This is a genomic window from Mesorhizobium sp. LHD-90 (genome assembly GCF_030929505.1).
GTDB lineage: Bacteria > Pseudomonadota > Alphaproteobacteria > Rhizobiales > Rhizobiaceae > Kumtagia.
Genome location: NZ_JAVFVV010000004.1, coordinates 75,754 through 94,150, shown reverse-complemented (window position 1 = coordinate 94,150; position 18,397 = coordinate 75,754). Strand labels below are relative to the sequence as shown.

Below are 18,397 nucleotides of genomic sequence, written 5' to 3'. Positions count from 1 at the left end.
GGCGAAGTATGCTTCAAAAGGCCCGAAACGGCCGAAATTCGAGATTTCGCTTTATTGTGACACCGTTCTATGGTGATCGAAGAGGCTGCCCACTCCCGGGCGCCCAAGGTTCAATGGAGGGACCAGCATAAAATGGCGAAAGACAAATGGCCCGTCTACGGTGAGATCACCGGCCCCGTCGTGATGATCGGCTTTGGTTCGATCGGTCGCGGCACGCTTCCTCTCATCGAGCGCCATTTCAAATTCGACAAGTCGCGCATGACAGTGATCGACCCGCGCGACACCGACCGGAAACTGCTCGACGAGCGCGACATCAAATTCCTCCAGGAAGCCGTCACCAAGAAGAATTACAAGGAACTGCTGCCCCCATTGCTGACCGAAGGCGGCGGCCGGGGTTTTTGCGTCAACCTGTCGGTCGATACCGGCTCCCTGGACCTGATGAAGCTCTGCCGCGAACTCGGTGTGCTCTATATCGACACCGTCGTTGAGCCGTGGCTCGGTTTCTATTTCGACAAGGATGCCAGCAACGCCTCGCGCACCAACTACGCGCTCCGCGAGACCGTGCGCGAGGAGATCCGCAAGAACCCCGGCGGAACCACCGCCGTGTCCTGCTGCGGCGCCAATCCCGGCATGGTGTCCTGGTTCGTCAAGCAGGCGCTGGTCAATCTCGCCACGGACCTCGGCCTCAAATTCGAGGAGCCGGCCACGAACGACCGCGAGGGCTGGGCGAAACTGATGAAGAAGGCCGGCGTCAAGGGCATCCACATCGCCGAGCGCGACACCCAGCGCACCAGGAACCCGAAACCGTTCAACACTTTCTGGAATACCTGGTCGGTCGAAGGCTTCATTTCGGAAGGTCTGCAACCGGCCGAACTCGGCTGGGGCACGCACGAAAAATGGCTACCCAAGAACGCCAAGAAGCAAAAGAAGGGCTCGAAGGCGGCGATCTACCTCGAGCAGCCCGGCGCAAACACCCGCATCCGAACGTGGTGCCCGACGCCGGGTCCTCAATACGGCTTTCTCGTCACTCACAACGAGGCGATCTCGATCGCCGATTTTTTCACGGTGCGCGACAAGCATGGCGAAGTGACCTTCCGCCCGACCTGCCACTACGCCTATCATCCTTGCAACGACGCGATGCTGTCGCTGGACGAGATGTTCGGCGCCGCCGGCAAGGCGCAGCCCGTCCAGCACGTGCTCGACGAGACCGAACTGGTCGACGGCTCGGACGAACTCGGCGTGCTGCTCTACGGCCACAAGAAGAACGCCTATTGGTACGGCTCGCAACTGACGCTGGAGGAGGCGCGAAAACTCGCCCCCTACCAGAACGCCACCGGCCTGCAGGTCACCTCGGCGGTGCTGGCCGGCATGGTCTGGGCGCTGGACAATCCGCAGGCTGGCATCGTCGAAACCGACGAGATGGATTATCGCCGCTGCCTCGAAGTCCAGTCGCAGTATCTCGGACCGGTCGAGGGCTATTACACCGACTGGACGCCACTCGACGGCCGTCCCGGCCTGTTCCCCGAGGACATCGACGAGAAGGACCCCTGGCAATTCCGCAACATCCTCGTGCGCTGACGGGACTTCCACACGTCGCCCGTTGAACTTGCAATCGCCCGGAATTCGGGCGATTGCTTTTTGACGGAGCAAGGAGAGGATTCGCAACGATGATCGAAACGCGCAGGCTTATCCATGCGGGCGCCATCGCAATCCTGGCTGCCGGAATCGCGGGCTGCGTCAGCGGCGGTCCTTCCGGGCCGGGCGCGGCCGTGTCGGCGGTCGAGGGCGACTGGCTGAGCAGCGACGGCGTCGCGGTATCAAGACTGTCGGGAGGCGTTTTCACCACCACCGCTCTCGACACCGGCAACAAGCTCGCCGACGGCAGCTACAAGGTGAACGGCAATTCGGTCGAGATCACCGTCGTGTCGCTGATCCGCAAGACCACCACCAACGTCAACTGCAATCTCGTCGCTGCCAGCCAGTTGAACTGCACCAGCTCGGCCGGCCAGCAATTCGTTCTGACCCGGCGCGGCGGCGCCGCGGCCTGACGCCGATGGACCCTTCCATCCCCGCTGTCCGTCCGCGCTGATTGCCCTGGCCGATCTGCGGGCCGGATCGGCGCGCTGCGATAACACGCCCGATCGGGAGGACGGTCATGGCGGAATTCTTCGACGATCTGGAAACGCGCTCTCATGCGCAACGCGAAGAGGCGCTTTTTTCCGCCCTCCCGGCCTTTCTCGCTGGGGCGGCCCGAACCATGCCTGCCTTTGCCCAGCGACTCGGCGGTATCGATCCCGCAGGCGTGACCGACCGGGCGGCGCTGGCAAAACTGCCGGTGCTGCGCAAATCCGACATCATGGCGCTCCAGGCCGAACATCCGCCGTTCGGCGGCCTCGCCGACCCGGCAACGCTTGCCGGCCAGCGTGTCTTCCAGTCGCCCGGTCCGATATGGGTGCCGGAGGACGATCGGAGGGAGGCTGCGCATGCCACGGCGCGCGCCTTCTTCGCGGCCGGCATCCGTGCGGGCGATGTCGTCCATAACACCTTCAGCCACCACATGACCCCTGGCGGCTTTCTGCTCGACGCAGGCGCCCGCGCCCTAGGCTGCACCGTGTTCCCCGCCGGCGTCGGCGGCACCGACCTGCAGGTCGAAGCGGCCGCCAGCTTGAAACCCACGACCTATTGCGGCACGCCGGATTTTCTGAAGGTCCTGCTCGACCGGGCGGCGGAGATGGGCAAGGACCTGTCCTCGTTCCGCAAGGCGCTGGTCACTGCCGGCGCGCTGTTCCCGTCGCTGCGCGCCGAATATCTGTCGCGCGGCGTCTCGGTCATGCAGTGCTACGCTACCGCCGAGTTCGGCGTCATCGCCTACGAGACGGCGGGGCCGGAGGGCACGCCGAACCCCGGCATGGTCGTCAACGAGCACGTCATCGTCGAGATCGTCCGGCCCGGCACCGGCGATCCCGTGCCAGAAGGTGAGGTCGGCGAGATCGTGGTCACCGGCTTCAACCCCGCCTACCCGCTCGTCCGTCTCGGCACCGGCGACCTTTCCGCCGTCCTCGCCGGCCCGTCGCCCTGTGGCCGCACCAACACCCGCATCCGCGGCTGGATGGGCCGCGCCGACCAGCGCACCAAGGTGAAGGGCATGTTCGTCGACCCCGCGCAGGTCGCCGAGGTGACGCGCCGCCATCCCGGCATTGCCCGCGCCCGTCTCGTGGTCACTCGCGACGGCGAGATGGATTTGATGACGCTGCATGTCGAGCCGAAACCGGGTCAGACGCTCGACGCCGGCGCCATCGCTTCCGCACTGCGCGAGACGACCCGTCTCGGCGGCAGCGTGGCGGTCGCCGAACCCGGCACTTTGCCCAATGACGGCAAGGTGATTTCCGACGAGCGCGACTACGCCAAATAGCAGTTGCGCCGCAACGGCGGACCGGCACGCCGGGGCTTTCCTGCAACAGCCACGGGCCGCCTCGCGCGGAGCCCCGATTCCGCTTGCATCCGCCGATTGCCGGTGAAAACATGCCGTTCATCCGCCGTGTAAGAAAGCGGCAAGGGGGGCGCGCTAAGGGCGTGCGACTGGTCGTATCCGGGAGACAAAGATGAAGAAACTCGCCGCACTCGCCGCCCTGTCGGCGTCGACGCTTGCACTGTCCGTCAGCGCTTCCTTTGCCGACTACACGCTCAACATCCTCCACATCAACGACTGGCACAGCCGCATCGAGTCGAACAACAAATACGAATCGACCTGCTCTGCCGAGGAGGAAACGAAGAACGAGTGCATCGGCGGCGCGGCCCGGCTGGTCACGGCGATCGCCCAGGAGCGCGACAAGCTCAACGGCCAGAACGTGCTCTTGCTGAACGGCGGCGACAATTTCCAGGGCTCGCTGTTCTACACCACCTACAAGGGTGCGGTTGAGGCCGAGTTCCTCAACCAGATGAAGTTCGACGCCATGACCGTCGGCAACCACGAGTTCGACGACGGCGAGGACGCGCTGGTGCCGTTCCTCGAAAAGATCCAGTTCCCGGTGCTGTCCGCAAACGTGCACCCCAATGCCCAGTCGAAGGTCGGCGACCGCATCAAGCCTTCGATCGTGCTGGAGGTCGGCGGCGAGAAGATCGGCATCGTCGGCGCCGTCACCAACGACACGCCCGACATCGCCTCGCCCGGCCCAAACATCACGATTGCCGACGACGTCCAGAACATCACCGCAGAGGTCGAGAAGCTGAAGGCGCAAGGCGTCAACAAGATCATCGCGCTGACCCATGTCGGCTATCCCAGAGACAAGGAGATGATCGCAAAAATCCCGGGCGTCGACATCGTGGTCGGCGGGCACTCGCACTCGCTGCTGTCGAATACCGACGCAAAGGCCGAGGGGCCCTACCCGACGATGATCGACAACCCGGACGGCTACAAGGTGCCGGTCACCCAGGCGGCGTCCTATTCGAAATATCTCGGCGAATTCAAGGTCGTGTTCGACGACAACGGCATCGTCAAGGAGGCCTCCGGAAACCCGATCTTCCTCGATTCCACCGTCAAGCCGGACGAAGGCGTGCTCGCCCGCGTCAAGGAACTCGGCGCACCGATCGAGGAATTGAAGGCCAGGGAGGTCTCCGAGACCACCAAGCCGATCGACGGCGACCGAAAGTCCTGCCGCGCCCGCGAATGCGAGATGGGCAATCTTGTTGCCGACGCCATCCTCGACCGCGTCAAGGGCCAGGGCGTGCAGATCGTCTTCCAGAATGGCGGCGGCCTGCGTGCCTCCATCGACCAGGGCATCGTGACCATGGGCGACGTGCTCACCGTGCTGCCTTTCCAGAACACGCTCGCCACCTTCCAGCTTCCCGGCAAGGACATCACCGCAGCGCTGGAAAGCGGCCTCGGCCAGATCGAGGAAGGCGCCGGCCGCTTCCCGCAGGTGGCCGGCCTGAAATATGCCTTCGACAAGGCCGCGCCGGCCGGTAGCCGCGTCAAGACGGTCGAGGTGATGGAGAACGGTGCGTGGGCGCCGATCGATCCGAACAAGGACTATATCGTCGCCACCAACAACTACGTGCGCCAGGGCGGCGACGGCTACAAGGTCTTCGCCACCGACGCCAAGAACGCCTATGACTACGGCCCCGGCCTTGAGCAGGTCGTAGCTGACTATCTCGCCGCGCACCGGCCCTACACACCCTATCTCGACGGCCGCATCACTGATGTCTCGGCGGACGCTCCGGCCCAGACGGCGCAAGCGCAGCCGGCCACGGAACCCGCGCCCGCTGCAACTGCACCCGCGCAGCCAGCCCCGGCGGAAGCAGCTCCCGCGACGGCTACGCCGGCGCCGGACGTAGCCTTGCCGGAATTGCCGGCGGCATCTGGCGACATAGCCGGCACACCGCCCTCCACGGGCGAACCCGCGGCCGATCAGCCTGCCGCTACCACGCCCGCGGAAACGGCTGCGCCGGCGACAGCCGCAGCTCCCGCCGAGAGCGCGCCGGCCGCTGCCGCTGCGGCGGAAACCAGCCATGTCGTGGCCGTCGGCGACAATTATTGGGATATCGCCGAAAAGGTGTATGGCGACGGCGCCAAATGGCACCTGATCGGCGACGCCAATCCCTACAAGCCGCGCTCTATTCCAGTCGGGGCGACCCTGAAGATCCCGCCCGCAAACTAACGCGGCAAGCTTGAGACAAGATCGGCCCGGCCTTCGCCGGGCCGTTTTCATGTGCGGCAGGACGCTGCATTGAATTCCCGGCTTTTCGGGTTAGGTAAAGCCGGGGAGCACAGCCGAATGACTTCAGCCACCACCACCCGCGAGGCGACTGCAGCAAGCAGCGAGACGAGCAGTCCTTGGCCGCCCACCAGCCAGCCGAAGATCGGCGTGATGCTGGTCAATCTCGGCACCCCGGACGGCACCGATTTCTGGCCGATGTGGCGTTACCTGCGCGAGTTCCTGTCCGATCCGCGCGTCATCGAGCTGCCACGCTTTATCTGGTACCCGATCCTCTACGGCGCGGTGCTGACTACCCGCCCGCGAAAATCCGGCGCCAACTACGCGAAGATCTGGAACCGCGAGAAGAATGAATCGCCGCTGCGCACCATTACCCGCGCCCAGGGCGAAAGGCTGGCGGCCGGCTTTGCCGGCGACGACAGGATCGTCGTCGACTGGGCGATGCGTTACGGCAGCCCGTCGATCAGGAGCGTCGCGGAACGGCTGGCTGCGCAGGGCTGCGACCGCATCCTCACCTTCCCGCTCTATCCGCAATATTCGGCGACGACGACGGCGACCGCCAACGATAAGCTGTTTTCCGCGCTGGCGAAGATGCGCGACGCTCCGGCGGTGCGCAGCGTCCCGCCCTATTATGCCGAGCCGGTCTATATCGACGCGCTCGCCCGCTCCATCGAGGAGCATCTGAAAACTCTGCCGTTCGAGCCGGAGATCGTGCTCGCCTCCTACCACGGCATCCCGAAACCCTATTCCGACAAGGGCGACCCGTATCGCAGCCACTGCCTCGAAACCACAAGGTTGCTGCGCGAAAGACTCGGATGGGGCGAGGAAAAGCTGACCACCACCTTCCAGTCGCGTTTCGGCGCGCAGGAATGGCTGCAGCCCTACACCGACAAGACCGTCGAGAAGCTGGCACGCGACGGAATAAGATCCATCGCCGTCGTCAATCCGGGATTCTCCGCCGACTGCATCGAGACGCTGGAGGAGATCGCGGTCGAAGCCGCCGAGATTTTCCGCCATGCCGGCGGTCAGAACTTTTCCCATATCCCCTGCCTCAACGATTCTCCCGAAGGCATGGCGGTGATCCAGGCGATGATCCGTCGCGAACTGTCCGGCTGGATCTGAGTCTGCCTTCCACTGCACGCGGAACGCTGTTGGCACTGGTCCGTTAAGACCGGGTCAACCTTTCCACCGGGGTTTCATGCAACGCCAGCTTGACCTTCACACCGGACGTCCGGTCTGGTCCGCCTACCGCGCGCCACGCGTTCCTGTCCGCAGGCTCATTCGCGACATCAAGACCGAAGTGGTCGTAATCGGCATGGGCATCAGCGGCGCGATGATCGCCGAAGCCCTGTCCGCCGCCAGCCATGATGTCGTCCTGATCGACCGGCGCGGTCCCGGCCATGGATCGACTGCGGCCAACACCGCGCTCGTGCAACACGAGATCGACATGCCGCTCTCGCTGCTCTCCCGCCGGATCGGCCGCGAAAAGGCCGAACGCGGCTGCCGGCGGTCAAAGCTCGCAGTCGCGAACCTCCATGCCCGCATCGCCGACCTCGGCATAAGATGCAACCTTGTCCTCCGCCCCTCGCTCTATCTGGACGGCGACGTCCTCTCGCCCTCCGACATGCGCAAAGAAGGCGCCGCTCGCGCCGCCGCCGGCCTGCGCAGCCTCTATCTGCCACCCGCCGCCCTGAAGGAACGGTTTGGCATCGAAGGCCGCTCGGCGCTGCTCAGTCACGGCAACATGGCGCTCGATCCGCGCAAGCTCACCGCCGGCCTGCTGCTCAGGGCGCGCGCGAACGGCGCGAGGCTCTACGCTCCAGCCGAGGCGACGGCCATCGAAACCGATGTTGATCGCGTCCGCGTCGCCACCGAGGGCGGTCCCGTTGTCCTTGCTCAGCATGCCGTTCTGGCAACCGGCTACGAACTGATGGACGTGGTGCCGAGGGCCCACCACCAGATCGTCTCGACCTACGCCATCGCCACGCGTCCGCAGCCGCGTTCGATCTGGCCGGAAAAGGCACTGATTTGGGAAGCGTCGGACCCCTATTTGTACGCGCGCACGACACCCGACGGCCGCGTCATTTGCGGCGGGGAGGACGAGGATTTCCAGTCCGAAGACCGCCGCGACAGTCTGATCGGCGCAAAATCCCGGAGGATTTCGGACAAGCTCCTGAAATTGTTCCCACAAGCGGATTTCACGCCGGAATTCGCCTGGGCCGGAGCTTTCGGAACGACCTCCACCGGCCTGCCCTTCATCGGCCGAGTCCCGCGAAATCCGCGGCTCTTCGCTGTCATGGGTTATGGCGGCAACGGCATCACCTACTCGCAGATCGCCTCCGAGCTGATCGCGACGGCACTTGCCGGCGGGGAGGATTCGGATACGGACCTTTTTGCCCTTCCTGGCTGAAGGCCTTCACAAGTGCTTCGCCATCACCCGATTGTATAGTTGCCGCGCCGAACTTAAGTGATTCGTGCGGGACCGGGCGGATTCTCCGCTGCGAGGTCGGCAATCGGAGGGGAATTGCATGAATTTTACCGGCTTCGACATCGTCATCCCGGCTCTTGTGATCCTGGTCCTGCTCATCCTTTTCATGGGCATCAAGACCGTCGGGCAAGGTTACAACTATACGGTCGAGCGTTTTGGCCGTTACACCAAGACGCTGACCCCCGGCCTCAATCTCATCATCCCCTTCATCGACCGCATCGGCGCCAAGCTGAACATGATGGAGCAGGTGCTTGATGTCCCCACCCAGGAGGTCATCACCCGCGACAACGCCATCGTCGCCGTCGACGGCGTCGCCTTCTACCAGGTGCTGAATGCCGCCCAGGCCGCCTATCAGGTCTCCAACCTGCAGAACGCCATCCTGAATCTCACCATGACCAACATCCGCTCGGTCATGGGTTCCATGGACCTCGACGAACTGCTTTCCAACCGCGACGCCATCAACGAACGCCTGCTGCGCATAGTCGACGAGGCGGCACATGTCTGGGGCATCAAGGTCACCCGGGTCGAGATCAAGGACATCAATCCGCCGGCGAACCTCGTCGAATCCATGGCCCGCCAGATGATGGCCGAGCGCAACAAGCGCGCCCAGATCCTCGAAGCCGAGGGCCTGAAGCAGGCGCAGGTGCTGGAAGCGGAAGGCCGCAAGGAAGCCGCCTTCCGCGACGCCGAGGCGCGCGAGCGCGCGGCCGAAGCCGAGGCCCGCGCCACGCAGGTGGTATCGGAAGCCATCGCCCAGGGCGACCTGCAGGCGATCAACTACTTCGTCGCCCAGAAATACACCGAGGCGCTGGCCAAGATCGCCTCGGCCGGCAACAGCAAGGTCGTGTTGATGCCATTGGAGGCGTCGTCGCTGATCGGCACGCTCGGCGGCATAGGCGCGATCGCCCGCGAGGCGTTCAATCCCGACGGCGGCGGCCCCGCGCCGCGGTCCCCGTCCCGTCCGCCGGTGACGCGCACGCCGGAACAGAACTGAGGAGCGCTTCCGATGATCGAGTGGCTGATCGGCGAGCTGGGTCCGTGGAACTGGATGGTGCTGGGGCTGGCGCTGCTGGCCATCGAGATCGTTACGCCCGGCTTCTACCTGCTGTGGATCGGCCTTGCCGCGCTGGTCGTCGGGGCGATCTCGCTTGCCCTTTGGGATGCCGCCTTCTGGGGCTGGCAGGTGCAGGTGGTCGCCTTCCTCGCGCTGTCGCTGGTTGCCGCTTACGCCGGCTACAAGCTAATGGGCGGCCGCAAGACCGAAAGCGACCAGCCCTTGCTCAACCGCCGCGGCGAGCAGCTCGTCGGCCGCACCGCGATGCTGAGCGAACCGATCCGCGAGGGTTATGGCCGCATCCAGCTCGGCGACACTATGTGGCGTGTTTCCGGGCCTGACCTGCCGGCCGGCGCGCGCGTCAAGGTCGTCTCGGTGAACGATCTGGAACTGGTGGTGGTCGCCGCGTAACAGGCGCCTACTCAGGCGACGCCGATCTTGAGCAGATCGTGGAGGTGGACGAAACCGACCACCTTGTTGTTTTCCAACACGATCAGCCCGGTGATCGAGGCCGTCTGGATGCGCTGCATCGCTGTCGCCGCCAGTTCGTCCGGCTCGATCCATTTGGGATTGCGCGTCATCACCTGCTCAACCGTCTTCGACGGCAGGTCCTCGCCGATCTTGCGGCGCAGATCGCCATCCGTGATGATGCCGGCGAGACCTCCCCCGGCGTCGACCACGACGACGCAGCCGAATCGTTTGCTCGATATTGCGACGATGGCTTCCCTCATGCCGGCGCCGACCTCGATCGTCGGTATCTCGTCGCCGGTGTGCATGATGTCGCTGATCTTGGTCAGGCTGGCGCCGAGCTGTCCGCCCGGATGGAAGGTACGGAAGTGATCCGGCGTGAAGCCGCGCATTTCCAGGAGCGCGATTGCCAGCGCGTCGCCGATGACCAGTTGCTGCAGCGTCGAGGTTGTCGGCGCCAGCCCGTGCGGGCAGGCTTCCGGCGTCTTCGGCAGGCAGATGACGACGTCCGCCGCGCGCGCCAACGCGGATTTTGCGCCGGAGGTGATCGCGATCAGCGGGATCGCGAAGCGGCGGGAATAAGCGATGATGCCCTTGAGTTCGGTCGTTTCACCGGACCATGACATGGCGATGATGGCGTCATCACTGGCGATCATGCCGAGATCGCCGTGATTGGCTTCGGCGGGATGCACGAAGAAGGCAGGCGTCCCGGTCGACGCCATCGTAGCGGCGATCTTCGAGCCTATATGGCCGCTCTTGCCAACGCCGGTCATGATCACGCGTCCGCCAATACCGGAGATCAGCTCGACGGCATGGGCGAAGGGTTCGGACAGGCCGTTGTTGAGCGCCTCGACCAGCGCGGCCATGCCTGCCTGCTCGATTGAAACTGTTCTCAGTGCGGACGCGATCGAGGAGGAGCGATCGGGTCGAATCTTCACGGAAGCGAGAGCCATGAGTGAAGCGCTTAGCGCTTTGGCGCCGCGCTGTCCACCGCCAAAGAAGGCGACAAACCCGCCCGGACATCCTCAACCCAACGTTAACCATCGCCATTTACGGTTCGGTAAGCATGACGCGCAGGCGTCGCCGAACCATTGGAATTTCATGCCGCGGGTCCGCCTTCAGCCAAGCCAAAGCCTGCGCGCAAAGGCGGTCTGCCTTCTGCTTGCGTCGGCGAGTGCCTTGGCGTTCACGCCGGTTGCATTCGCACAGGATGCGGGCGGCTTGCGCGGCGGCATGCGGCTCGAAGCCGACGCCACCGATCCGGTGACGACGGGAGGCACGCCGGCCTCCTCCGAAACCCAGGCCGCGCCGGCCTATGTGCCTGTCAGTCCGGGCGCGGTTCCCGACGAACCGACTGACACGGCCAACCCGCCGGGCACGCTTTTCCCCCAGGACAACGGGAACTCGGCGGGTTTCGGCGATGTCCCGGTCCCGAGTGCCCGCCCGCCGACGACGGCGCGCGAACGCAGGGCGGCACGCGAAGGGCGGGAGCAGCCGGCGGCCCCACGTCAAAACACCCGCGCCGCGGGCAGCGGCGAGCCGGCCCAGATACCCCGGCAAGAAACGACCGGCACTGTCCGGACCGAAGCCGTGGGGCCGGCAGTGCGAATCGGCGTTCCCGATGATGGACAACGCGCGGAAGCGATCGAGGCTCTCGATCCGCGGCAGCCGGAGGAAGACCCTTACGCCCCTCTGGGCATCCGGGTCGGCACCTTCATCCTGCGTCCCACCATCGAGCAGGGCGTGACTGTCACCTCGAATGCCGATTACAGCGTTGAGGGAAGAGAGGCGGTACTGTCGCAAACGACGCTGCGGCTGAACGCCATTTCGGACTGGACCCAGCATTCCGCCTCGCTGGATGCCTACGGCACCTTCCGAAAGACGCTCTCCGGCTATGAGATCAGCGAAATCCGGGCAGGCGGACTGGCCGCGCTGAACCTCGACATCACCGAAGAGCTTCGCGCCCGCGCGACCCTGGGCTACGAGCGCGCGCCGGAGACCGCGGCCTCGCCGGTGATCATCGCCGACACCGTCGAGGATCCGATCCACCAGACTTTCACCGGGAGCCTCGGTCTCGAGAAGGACGTCGGCAAGGCGCGTTTCGGCATAACCGGCCGGGTGGAGTATGACGCTTACGGCGATGCCGACCTTTCGGACGGCACGGTCCTCTCGCAAGAGGATCGCAACTCGACGCTGGTGGCAGTTTTGCTGCGCGGCGGCTACGAAATATCACCCGCCGTCACGCCCTTCGCCGAAATCGAGGCGGGCCACAACTTCTACCAGGAGGAAGTCGACGCCAGCGGCTTCCGCAGGTCCTCCGACCGTATCGGCGCCCGCGCAGGCGTCGAACTCGACCTTAGCGAGAAACTCACCGGAGAAATATCCGGCGGCTGGATCCGCGAGCAATTCGAGGACGATCGCCTTGAGCCTATCGAAGGGCCAACCCTCAACGCCCTGCTCACCTGGTCGCCGGAGCGGGAAACGACCGTGGATATCGAGGCTGCCACCACCGTGGAGGGCACGACGACCGCGGACGAGAGCGGATCGCTGCTGCACGTGGTGCGAGTCGGCATCGAGCGGCAGGTGCGCGCCAATCTGACAGCGAACGCGGAACTTGGTATCGGTTACCGCGACTATACCGGACAGGACGGCCACGACCTTCTCTATAACGCCGAACTCGGCGCGACCTGGTGGCTGAACCGCTACGCCGGCATAACCGGCCGGCTCCGCCACGAAAGCCAGAAAAGCAACATCGAGGGCCGCGACTTCAAGGCCAACAGCGTGTTCCTGGGGCTCAAGGTGCAGCGCTGACGTGGCGCCGGGCCGCCTATTCGGCGGCCTTTACCGTCTGATCCCTGTCGAGATCGGCGATCAGGCGCTCCAGCATGGCGAGCACGCCGCTGCGCATCTCCGGACGGCCGAGTGCGAAAGCGATGTTGGCTTCGACAAAACCCTCCGGAGAGCCGCAATCATAAGTGCTGCCGCGATAGTGATAGCCGAAGAAGGGCTGGCGCTTCTCCAGCTTCAGCATGGCGTCGGTGAGCTGGATCTCGTTGCCGGCGCCACGCTCCTGGCTGGCGAGCACCTCGAATATCTCCGGCTGCAAAATGTAGCGGCCGTTGATGAAAAGGTTCGACGGCGCGGTTCCCTGCCTGGGCTTCTCGACCATCTGGGTGATCTCGAAGCCGTTGTGGATGTCCTTGCCTCGGCCGACGATGCCGTATTTGTGCGCTTCCGCGGGGTCGCACTCCTGCACACCGATGATGTTGCTGCCGGTTTCGGCGTAGAGCTCGACCATGTCCTTCAGGCAGCTCTTTTCCGACTGCATGATCATGTCGGGAAGCAGCAGTGCGAAGGGCTCGTCGCCGACGATGTCCCGCGCGCACCAGACGGCATGACCGAGGCCGAGCGGCACCTGCTGACGGGTAAAGCTGGTCTGGCCCGGTCCAGGCTGCAGTTTCTTGAGGTAGTCGAGCTGTTCGATCTTGCCGCGATGGGCAAGCGTTTCGTTGAGTTCGAACTGCAGGTCGAAATGGTCCTCGATGACCCCCTTGTTGCGGCCGGTGACGAAGATGAAGTGCTCGATGCCGGCTTCACGCGCCTCGTCGACCACATACTGGATGACCGGCCGGTCGACGACCGTCAACATCTCCTTCGGGATCGATTTGGTGGCTGGAAGGAAGCGGGTTCCAAGCCCGGCGACGGGGAAGACTGCTTTTCTGACTCGTTTCATACCCTAGAATATCCGTTCACCCTTGGTGGCCGCAATGAGCTCGAAAGTCATTGTCATGCCCGAATTGAAGATTAGTTCCCGCACAAGGCGGGGCGGTACGCTGCCAACAATCGATTTCATGAATTTTGGTTCCGGCCGGCTCCATGGTAAACGGATTGCTAACCGCCTTTGGCGATGAATGTGTCTTCAGTATATCGGACTGGAGGTAAACATGCTCGTTCGCAACACCGCAAGACGCTTGGCCGTCGCGGCATTTGCTGGCCTGTCGATCGCAATCGTCGCCTGGTCCGGCCCGGCCTTTGCCGATGCCGGCTTTGAACGCTGGGTCGCGGGCTTCCGCGCCACCGCCATTCAGAGCGGCGTTACCGGCGCGACCTACGACCGTGCGTTTCGCGGCATAAGAGCCGCCGATCCCGAGGTGATCGAGAAGGCGCGCTTCCAGCCGGAGTTCACCGCTCCGGTGTGGGACTATTTCGACAACCGGGTGCACGAACAGTCGGTGGCCGTGGGCCGCGCCATGGCAAAGAAATGGAAACCCTGGCTCGACAAGATCGAGGCGCGCTACGGCGTCGACCGCAACATCGTGCTCGCCATCTGGTCGATGGAATCGAACTACGGCGAGATTCTCAAGAACGACAAGGTGATGCGCAACGTGGTGCGTTCGCTGGCGACACTTGCCTACGCCGACAAGCGGCGGGCGAAATTCGCGCGCACCCAGTTGATCGCTGCGCTGAAAATCCTGCAGTCCGGGGACATCGACGAAAGCCATCTCACCGGCTCCTGGGCCGGCGCGATGGGCCACACGCAGTTCATCCCGACCTCCTACCAGGCCTACGCCGTCGACATGGACGGCAACGGCCACCGCGACATCTGGAATTCGGTTCCCGATGCGCTGGCTACCGCCGCCAATCTGCTCAAGAAGAACGGCTGGCAGGCCGGCAAGACCTGGGGATACGAGGTCGCGCTCCCGGCAGGCACGAAATTCCCCAAGGGCTCGATGTCGCTATCGAAATGGGCTGCTCTCGGCGTCGAGAGGCCGAGCGGGAAGGCGTTCCGCAACGGCGGCGACAAGGCGGAACTCAAGGTGCCAGACGGGCGCGGCGGCCCGGCCTTCCTGATGACGAAGAATTTTTACGTGCTCAAACGCTACAACAACGCCGACAAATATGCGCTTGCCGTCGGCCTTCTGGCGGACCAGATCGCCGGCTATGGCGACCTCGCGCAGGACTGGAAGCGGCCCTTCACCAAGCTGAGCTTCGCCGAGAAGCAGGAGTTGCAGCAGCGCCTGATGGCGCACGGCTATTATGACGGCAAGGCGGACGGCAAGATCGGCGAGGGTTCCCGTTCGGCCATCAAGGCGTTCCAGTTGAAGGCCGGCATGGAAGCCGACGGCCATCCCAGCCTTGAGGTGCTGAAGACCTTGCGGCAGAACTAGGAGTATGGAGGATTTGTGCGGGGCAGGCGACGCTTGACGTCAGGCCGGCATTTGCTGCCGGTCTTGCTCGCAGCCGTTTCCCTGACCGTCGCCGGGGTGTCGGCGGTCGCCTTCGCCCAAGAGAGTTCGCGGCCCTGGTCGCTGCGTGACCTGTTTGCGCCTCGCAAGCCGCAGCGGCTCCTGCCGCGGGACCCATCGCCTCCAGCCGCCACGCCGCGGCCGCGTAAGAAGAGCCCTGCGCAGCGGAAATCCGCCGAGCCGCGCGACGAGCGACCCGAAGTAGCGATCCTTCCCAAGCAGCCGGACGCCAGAACCGTGCTCGTGGTCGGAGATTTCATCGGGTCCGGCCTCGCCGAAGGCCTCGACATGCTGTTCGCGGCCGAATCGGGGATACGAATCGCCGATCGTTCCAACGGCTCGTCAGGTTTCGTGCGCGAGGATCATTTCGACTGGCCGGGCGAGATATCGGCCGTCGTCGAGGCCGAGAAGCCAGCCGTGGCGATCGTGATGATCGGCGCCAATGACCGCCAGCCGATGCGCATCGGCCAGACCAGCGCGACATTGCGGTCGGATGCCTGGACGCGGGAATATTCCGCCCGCGCAGCCAGCTTCGCCAGCGCGCTTTCCGGAAGCGGCGTGCCGCTGATCTGGGTCGGCGCGCCGCCGTTCAAGTCGCCGCGATCCTCGTCCGACATGCTGGCGCTCAACGAGATCTACCGCCGCGTGGCGGCCGATGTCGGCGCCGAATTCGTCGACGTGTGGGAAGGTTTCGTGGACGAGAACGGAGCCTTCTCGACGACCGGCGCGGACATAACCGGCCAGACCGTGCGTCTGCGCAGTGGCGACGGCGTCAACCTGACGGCGGCGGGCAAACGGAAGCTTGCCTTCTACGTGGAGAAAATGCTCAAGCAGCGGCTCGGAACAGGCGGCGCATCCCCGGGCGGCGCCGGCGTGCCCGTGGCATCCGCCAAGCCGGATCGGCCGGCCCAGACGGACCGCACTCTGCCGATAGCCCTCGACGATCCTGCGCTGGATGGCGGCGGCGAGCTTTTGGGGGCGGCAATCGTGCAATCTCCTGCACGCCCGTCCACCGGCTCCGTGTCGACGACCGCCACGGCGCCCGCAAGGGTGATCGGCCGGGCAGACGATTTTTCGTGGCCGCCGTTGGCCGCAACAGCTCCCGCCTCCTCGCCGCCGGCGACGCCAGATCCAGCGAGCGCTAAACAAGGCGTCGGCGCCGCCGACTGACGGTATCTTCCGCGTCCTTTTCAGCGCGGCAGCACCGACGAACCCATCAGAGCTTCGTCGATTGCGCGCGCCGCCTGCCGGCCCTCGCGGATGGCCCAGACGACCAATGACTGACCCCGCCGCACGTCGCCGGCGGCGTAGAGCCTGTCGACGCTGGTGCGGTAGTCCTTGTCGTTGGCGGCGATGTTGGTGGAGCGTCGCGTGTCCTTGATCACCTGCAGCCGTCCGTCGAGTTCCTTCAGCACGCCGTGCGCGAACGGGCCGGCGAAGCCGATGGCGATGAAGGCGAGGTCGGCACGAATGACGAATTCCGAGCCGGCGATCGGCCGCCGCTTCTTGTCCACCTCGCAACATTTTACGCCGGTCAGCGCGCCGTCCTCGCCGATGAACTCCAGTGTCGCAACCTGGAACTCGCGCTCGGCGCCCTCGGCCTGCGAGGAGGACGTACGCATCTTGGTCGCCCAATAGGGCCACACGGCGAGCTTGTTCTCCTTCTCGGGCGGCTGCGGGCGGATGTCGAGCTGCGTCACCCTGACCGCCCCTTGGCGGAACGCGGTGCCCACACAGTCGGACGCGGTGTCGCCACCGCCGACGACCACGACGTGCTTGCCGCCCGCGAGGATCGGCGCCGACGGCCATGCGACCGAATCAATGTCCTCGTGGCCGACGCGCTTGTTCTGCTGCACCAGATACGGCATCGCGTCGTGCACGCCTTCGAACTCGGCGCCCGGAATGCCGGCGGGGCGCGGTGTTTCGGAGCCGCCGCAATAGAGCACGGCATCGTGGCTTGCCAGCAGTTCGTCGACTGTCTTGTCGACGCCGACATTGACGCCGCAATGGAAGGTGACCCCTTCGCCCTGCATCTGCTCGACGCGACGGTCGATGAAGTGTTTTTCCATCTTGAAGTCCGGAATGCCGAAGCGCATCAGCCCACCCGGCTTCGACTCGCGCTCGTAGAGATGGACATCGTGTCCGACGCGGGCAAGCTGCTGGGCGGCGGCCATGCCGGCTGGACCGGAGCCGATCACGGCAACGCTCTTGCCGTTCTTCTTCTCGGGGGGCTGCGGCCGGACCATGCCGAGTTCGTAGGCCTTGTCGGCCAGCGCCTGCTCGACCGTCTTGATGGCGACGGGGATGTCCTCGAGATTGAGGGTGCATGCCTCCTCGCACGGCGCCGGGCAGATGCGCCCGGTGAACTCCGGGAAATTGTTGGTCGAATGGAGGTTGCGGATCGCGTTCTCCCAATCGCCATTGTAGACGAGGTCGTTCCAGTCCGGGATCTGGTTGTGGATCGGGCAGCCGGTCGGGCCATGGCAGAACGGCACGCCGCAATCCATGCAGCGCGCGGCCTGTTTCTCGACCTCCTTGTCCGACATCGGCAGCGTGAATTCCTTGAAATGCCGGATGCGGTCGGAAGCCGGCTGGTACTTATGCACCTGCCGGTCGATCTCGAGAAAACCAGTTACCTTGCCCATGAAATTCAAATACCCAGTTCAATCATCGTGTGCGTCGGCTTGCGAACCGCATGCATCAGATCTCAGTTCTTCCAGTTTTCGATCTTCAAATTCGGCACTTGTGAAAAATGCCTGACATTTGCCGTGACGACCGTCGCATCGGTCGCAAGAGCGTGCGCAGCGATGAGCATATCCATCGCCCCGATCGGCCTGCCCTTCTCCTCAAGTGCGCTTCTCATGTCTGCATAGACGTAGTCGAACGGCGTCTCCCAACTTTCAATGGCGATATTCTCGAAGAATATTTCGTACGCCGCCTTGAGCCGTTTTGACGAAATCTTGGTGTAGCCATAGCGCAGTTCCGACACAACAAGGATGCTTGTCACGATGGCCGCGCGGCGCACCTCCTGCCTGATCCTCGCCGCCGCTAGCCCAGTTGGCTGATCGATGACATCCGAGATGATGTTCGTGTCAAGGAGATACCTCATCCCTTGTCGTCCAGATCGATTGGTTCTGGAGGAAAATCTTCTATTTCTGGCATTTTCTCGTCAAACGGTGGTTGCTGTGCAAGCCAATCCAACACGTCAACCAATGACTTCTTCAGGGGTTTCGGCCGAAGATGCACCGTCCCATCCTCGTCCCGAGAGATCAGTACCTTCTCGGTGTCGAACTCAAACTCCTTAGGAATGCGAACCGCTTGGCTGCGGCCGTTGCGAAAGACGCTGGCTTCCTTTTCTCTGGCAGCTTCCATGTTTAGCCTCCTGCATCCGTGATATGACGCGTCATATCACGGATGCTTGGTTTCA

The 18,397-nt window shown here is 64.2% G+C and carries 16 protein-coding genes; 11 read left to right on the top strand and 5 right to left on the bottom strand.

Annotated features, from left to right (window positions below; translation table 11 throughout):
* The first annotated feature begins 132 nt into the window (after positions 1 to 132).
* The 8 genes from RB623_RS06350 (at position 133) to RB623_RS06315 (ending at position 9,667) form a co-directional block, all read left to right on the top strand.
* Positions 133 to 1,578, top strand: coding sequence for a homospermidine synthase (locus RB623_RS06350; protein WP_308055930.1), 1,446 nt, complete (start codon positions 133 to 135; stop codon positions 1,576 to 1,578).
* Positions 1,579 to 1,667: 89 nt separating this feature from the next.
* Complete coding sequence (locus tag RB623_RS06345) at positions 1,668 to 2,048, top strand: hypothetical protein (protein WP_308055929.1); 381 nt, start codon at positions 1,668 to 1,670, stop codon at positions 2,046 to 2,048.
* A 107-nt stretch (positions 2,049 to 2,155) separates the two neighbouring features.
* A complete protein-coding gene (locus RB623_RS06340; RefSeq protein WP_308055928.1) occupies positions 2,156 to 3,412 on the top strand; it encodes an AMP-binding protein in 1,257 nt (418 codons plus the stop codon).
* A gap of 190 nt (positions 3,413 to 3,602) precedes the next feature.
* A complete protein-coding gene (locus RB623_RS06335) occupies positions 3,603 to 5,657 on the top strand; it encodes a 5'-nucleotidase C-terminal domain-containing protein (protein WP_308055927.1) in 2,055 nt (684 codons plus the stop codon).
* Between the two features lie 117 nt (positions 5,658 to 5,774).
* Positions 5,775 to 6,836 (top strand): ferrochelatase, encoded by a 1,062-nt coding sequence (gene hemH, locus RB623_RS06330; RefSeq protein WP_308055926.1) that lies wholly within the window; start codon positions 5,775 to 5,777, stop codon positions 6,834 to 6,836.
* A gap of 76 nt (positions 6,837 to 6,912) precedes the next feature.
* Entirely contained in the window at positions 6,913 to 8,124 is a 1,212-nt protein-coding gene (locus RB623_RS06325; RefSeq protein WP_308055925.1) for an FAD-dependent oxidoreductase, read from the top strand.
* A gap of 118 nt (positions 8,125 to 8,242) precedes the next feature.
* Positions 8,243 to 9,196, top strand: coding sequence for an SPFH domain-containing protein (locus tag RB623_RS06320; protein ID WP_308055924.1), 954 nt, complete (start codon positions 8,243 to 8,245; stop codon positions 9,194 to 9,196).
* Between the two features lie 12 nt (positions 9,197 to 9,208).
* A complete protein-coding gene (locus tag RB623_RS06315; protein ID WP_308055923.1) occupies positions 9,209 to 9,667 on the top strand; it encodes an NfeD family protein in 459 nt (152 codons plus the stop codon).
* Positions 9,668 to 9,678: 11 nt separating this feature from the next.
* Here RB623_RS06315 and RB623_RS06310 read toward each other — a convergent pair whose 3' ends face one another.
* Positions 9,679 to 10,677 carry a KpsF/GutQ family sugar-phosphate isomerase gene (locus RB623_RS06310; protein WP_308055922.1) on the bottom strand — a complete coding sequence of 333 codons (999 nt, stop codon included), beginning with the start codon at positions 10,675 to 10,677 and terminating at the stop codon, positions 9,679 to 9,681.
* Between RB623_RS06310 and RB623_RS06305 the strand changes: the two genes are divergently transcribed.
* Positions 10,565 to 12,535: an outer membrane beta-barrel protein gene (locus tag RB623_RS06305; RefSeq protein WP_308055921.1), complete on the top strand. Its 1,971-nt coding sequence runs from the start codon at positions 10,565 to 10,567 to the stop codon at positions 12,533 to 12,535. The genes RB623_RS06310 and RB623_RS06305 overlap by 113 nt on opposite strands.
* Positions 12,536 to 12,551: 16 nt before the next feature.
* On the opposite strand, the gene galU is transcribed toward RB623_RS06305, so the two are convergent.
* Complete coding sequence (gene galU / locus RB623_RS06300) at positions 12,552 to 13,457, bottom strand: UTP--glucose-1-phosphate uridylyltransferase GalU (protein ID WP_308055920.1); 906 nt, start codon at positions 13,455 to 13,457, stop codon at positions 12,552 to 12,554.
* A 211-nt stretch (positions 13,458 to 13,668) separates the two neighbouring features.
* On the opposite strand from galU, the gene RB623_RS06295 reads away from it, so the two are divergent.
* Both RB623_RS06295 and RB623_RS06290 read left to right on the top strand, forming a co-directional pair.
* Entirely contained in the window at positions 13,669 to 14,892 is a 1,224-nt protein-coding gene (locus RB623_RS06295) for a lytic murein transglycosylase (RefSeq protein WP_308055919.1), read from the top strand.
* Positions 14,893 to 14,925: 33 nt separating this feature from the next.
* Positions 14,926 to 16,140 carry a DUF459 domain-containing protein gene (locus RB623_RS06290; RefSeq protein ID WP_308055918.1) on the top strand — a complete coding sequence of 405 codons (1,215 nt, stop codon included), beginning with the start codon at positions 14,926 to 14,928 and terminating at the stop codon, positions 16,138 to 16,140.
* Between the two features lie 20 nt (positions 16,141 to 16,160).
* Here RB623_RS06290 and RB623_RS06285 read toward each other — a convergent pair whose 3' ends face one another.
* The 3 genes from RB623_RS06285 to RB623_RS06275 form a co-directional block, all read right to left on the bottom strand.
* Positions 16,161 to 17,615 (bottom strand): glutamate synthase subunit beta, encoded by a 1,455-nt coding sequence (locus tag RB623_RS06285; protein WP_308055917.1) that lies wholly within the window; start codon positions 17,613 to 17,615, stop codon positions 16,161 to 16,163.
* 62 nt (positions 17,616 to 17,677) lie between these two features.
* Positions 17,678 to 18,079 (bottom strand): type II toxin-antitoxin system VapC family toxin, encoded by a 402-nt coding sequence (locus RB623_RS06280; protein WP_308055916.1) that lies wholly within the window; start codon positions 18,077 to 18,079, stop codon positions 17,678 to 17,680.
* The gene (locus RB623_RS06275) at positions 18,076 to 18,342 is read right to left on the bottom strand and encodes an AbrB/MazE/SpoVT family DNA-binding domain-containing protein (protein ID WP_308055915.1); all 267 of its coding nucleotides are present in this window, start codon (positions 18,340 to 18,342) and stop codon (positions 18,076 to 18,078) included. Before RB623_RS06275 ends, RB623_RS06280 begins: the two co-directional genes overlap by 4 nt.
* Between the last annotated feature and the right edge of the window lie 55 nt (positions 18,343 to 18,397).

Excerpts from the sequence above, each read along its gene's own strand:
- galU (WP_308055920.1), bottom strand. The coding sequence starts at position 13,457 with ATGAAACGAGTCAGAAAAGCAGTCTTCCCCGTCGCCGGGCTTGGAACC.
- RB623_RS06310 (WP_308055922.1), bottom strand. The coding sequence starts at position 10,677 with ATGGCTCTCGCTTCCGTGAAGATTCGACCCGATCGCTCCTCCTCGATC.
- RB623_RS06320 (WP_308055924.1), top strand. The coding sequence starts at position 8,243 with ATGAATTTTACCGGCTTCGACATCGTCATCCCGGCTCTTGTGATCCTG.
- RB623_RS06275 (WP_308055915.1), bottom strand. The coding sequence starts at position 18,342 with ATGGAAGCTGCCAGAGAAAAGGAAGCCAGCGTCTTTCGCAACGGCCGC.
- hemH (WP_308055926.1), top strand. The coding sequence starts at position 5,775 with ATGACTTCAGCCACCACCACCCGCGAGGCGACTGCAGCAAGCAGCGAG.
- RB623_RS06335 (WP_308055927.1), top strand. The coding sequence starts at position 3,603 with ATGAAGAAACTCGCCGCACTCGCCGCCCTGTCGGCGTCGACGCTTGCA.
- RB623_RS06285 (WP_308055917.1), bottom strand. The coding sequence starts at position 17,615 with ATGGGCAAGGTAACTGGTTTTCTCGAGATCGACCGGCAGGTGCATAAG.
- RB623_RS06325 (WP_308055925.1), top strand. The coding sequence starts at position 6,913 with ATGCAACGCCAGCTTGACCTTCACACCGGACGTCCGGTCTGGTCCGCC.
- RB623_RS06315 (WP_308055923.1), top strand. The coding sequence starts at position 9,209 with ATGATCGAGTGGCTGATCGGCGAGCTGGGTCCGTGGAACTGGATGGTG.
- RB623_RS06345 (WP_308055929.1), top strand. The coding sequence starts at position 1,668 with ATGATCGAAACGCGCAGGCTTATCCATGCGGGCGCCATCGCAATCCTG.
- RB623_RS06280 (WP_308055916.1), bottom strand. The coding sequence starts at position 18,079 with ATGAGGTATCTCCTTGACACGAACATCATCTCGGATGTCATCGATCAG.
- RB623_RS06295 (WP_308055919.1), top strand. The coding sequence starts at position 13,669 with ATGCTCGTTCGCAACACCGCAAGACGCTTGGCCGTCGCGGCATTTGCT.
- RB623_RS06340 (WP_308055928.1), top strand. The coding sequence starts at position 2,156 with ATGGCGGAATTCTTCGACGATCTGGAAACGCGCTCTCATGCGCAACGC.
- RB623_RS06350 (WP_308055930.1), top strand. The coding sequence starts at position 133 with ATGGCGAAAGACAAATGGCCCGTCTACGGTGAGATCACCGGCCCCGTC.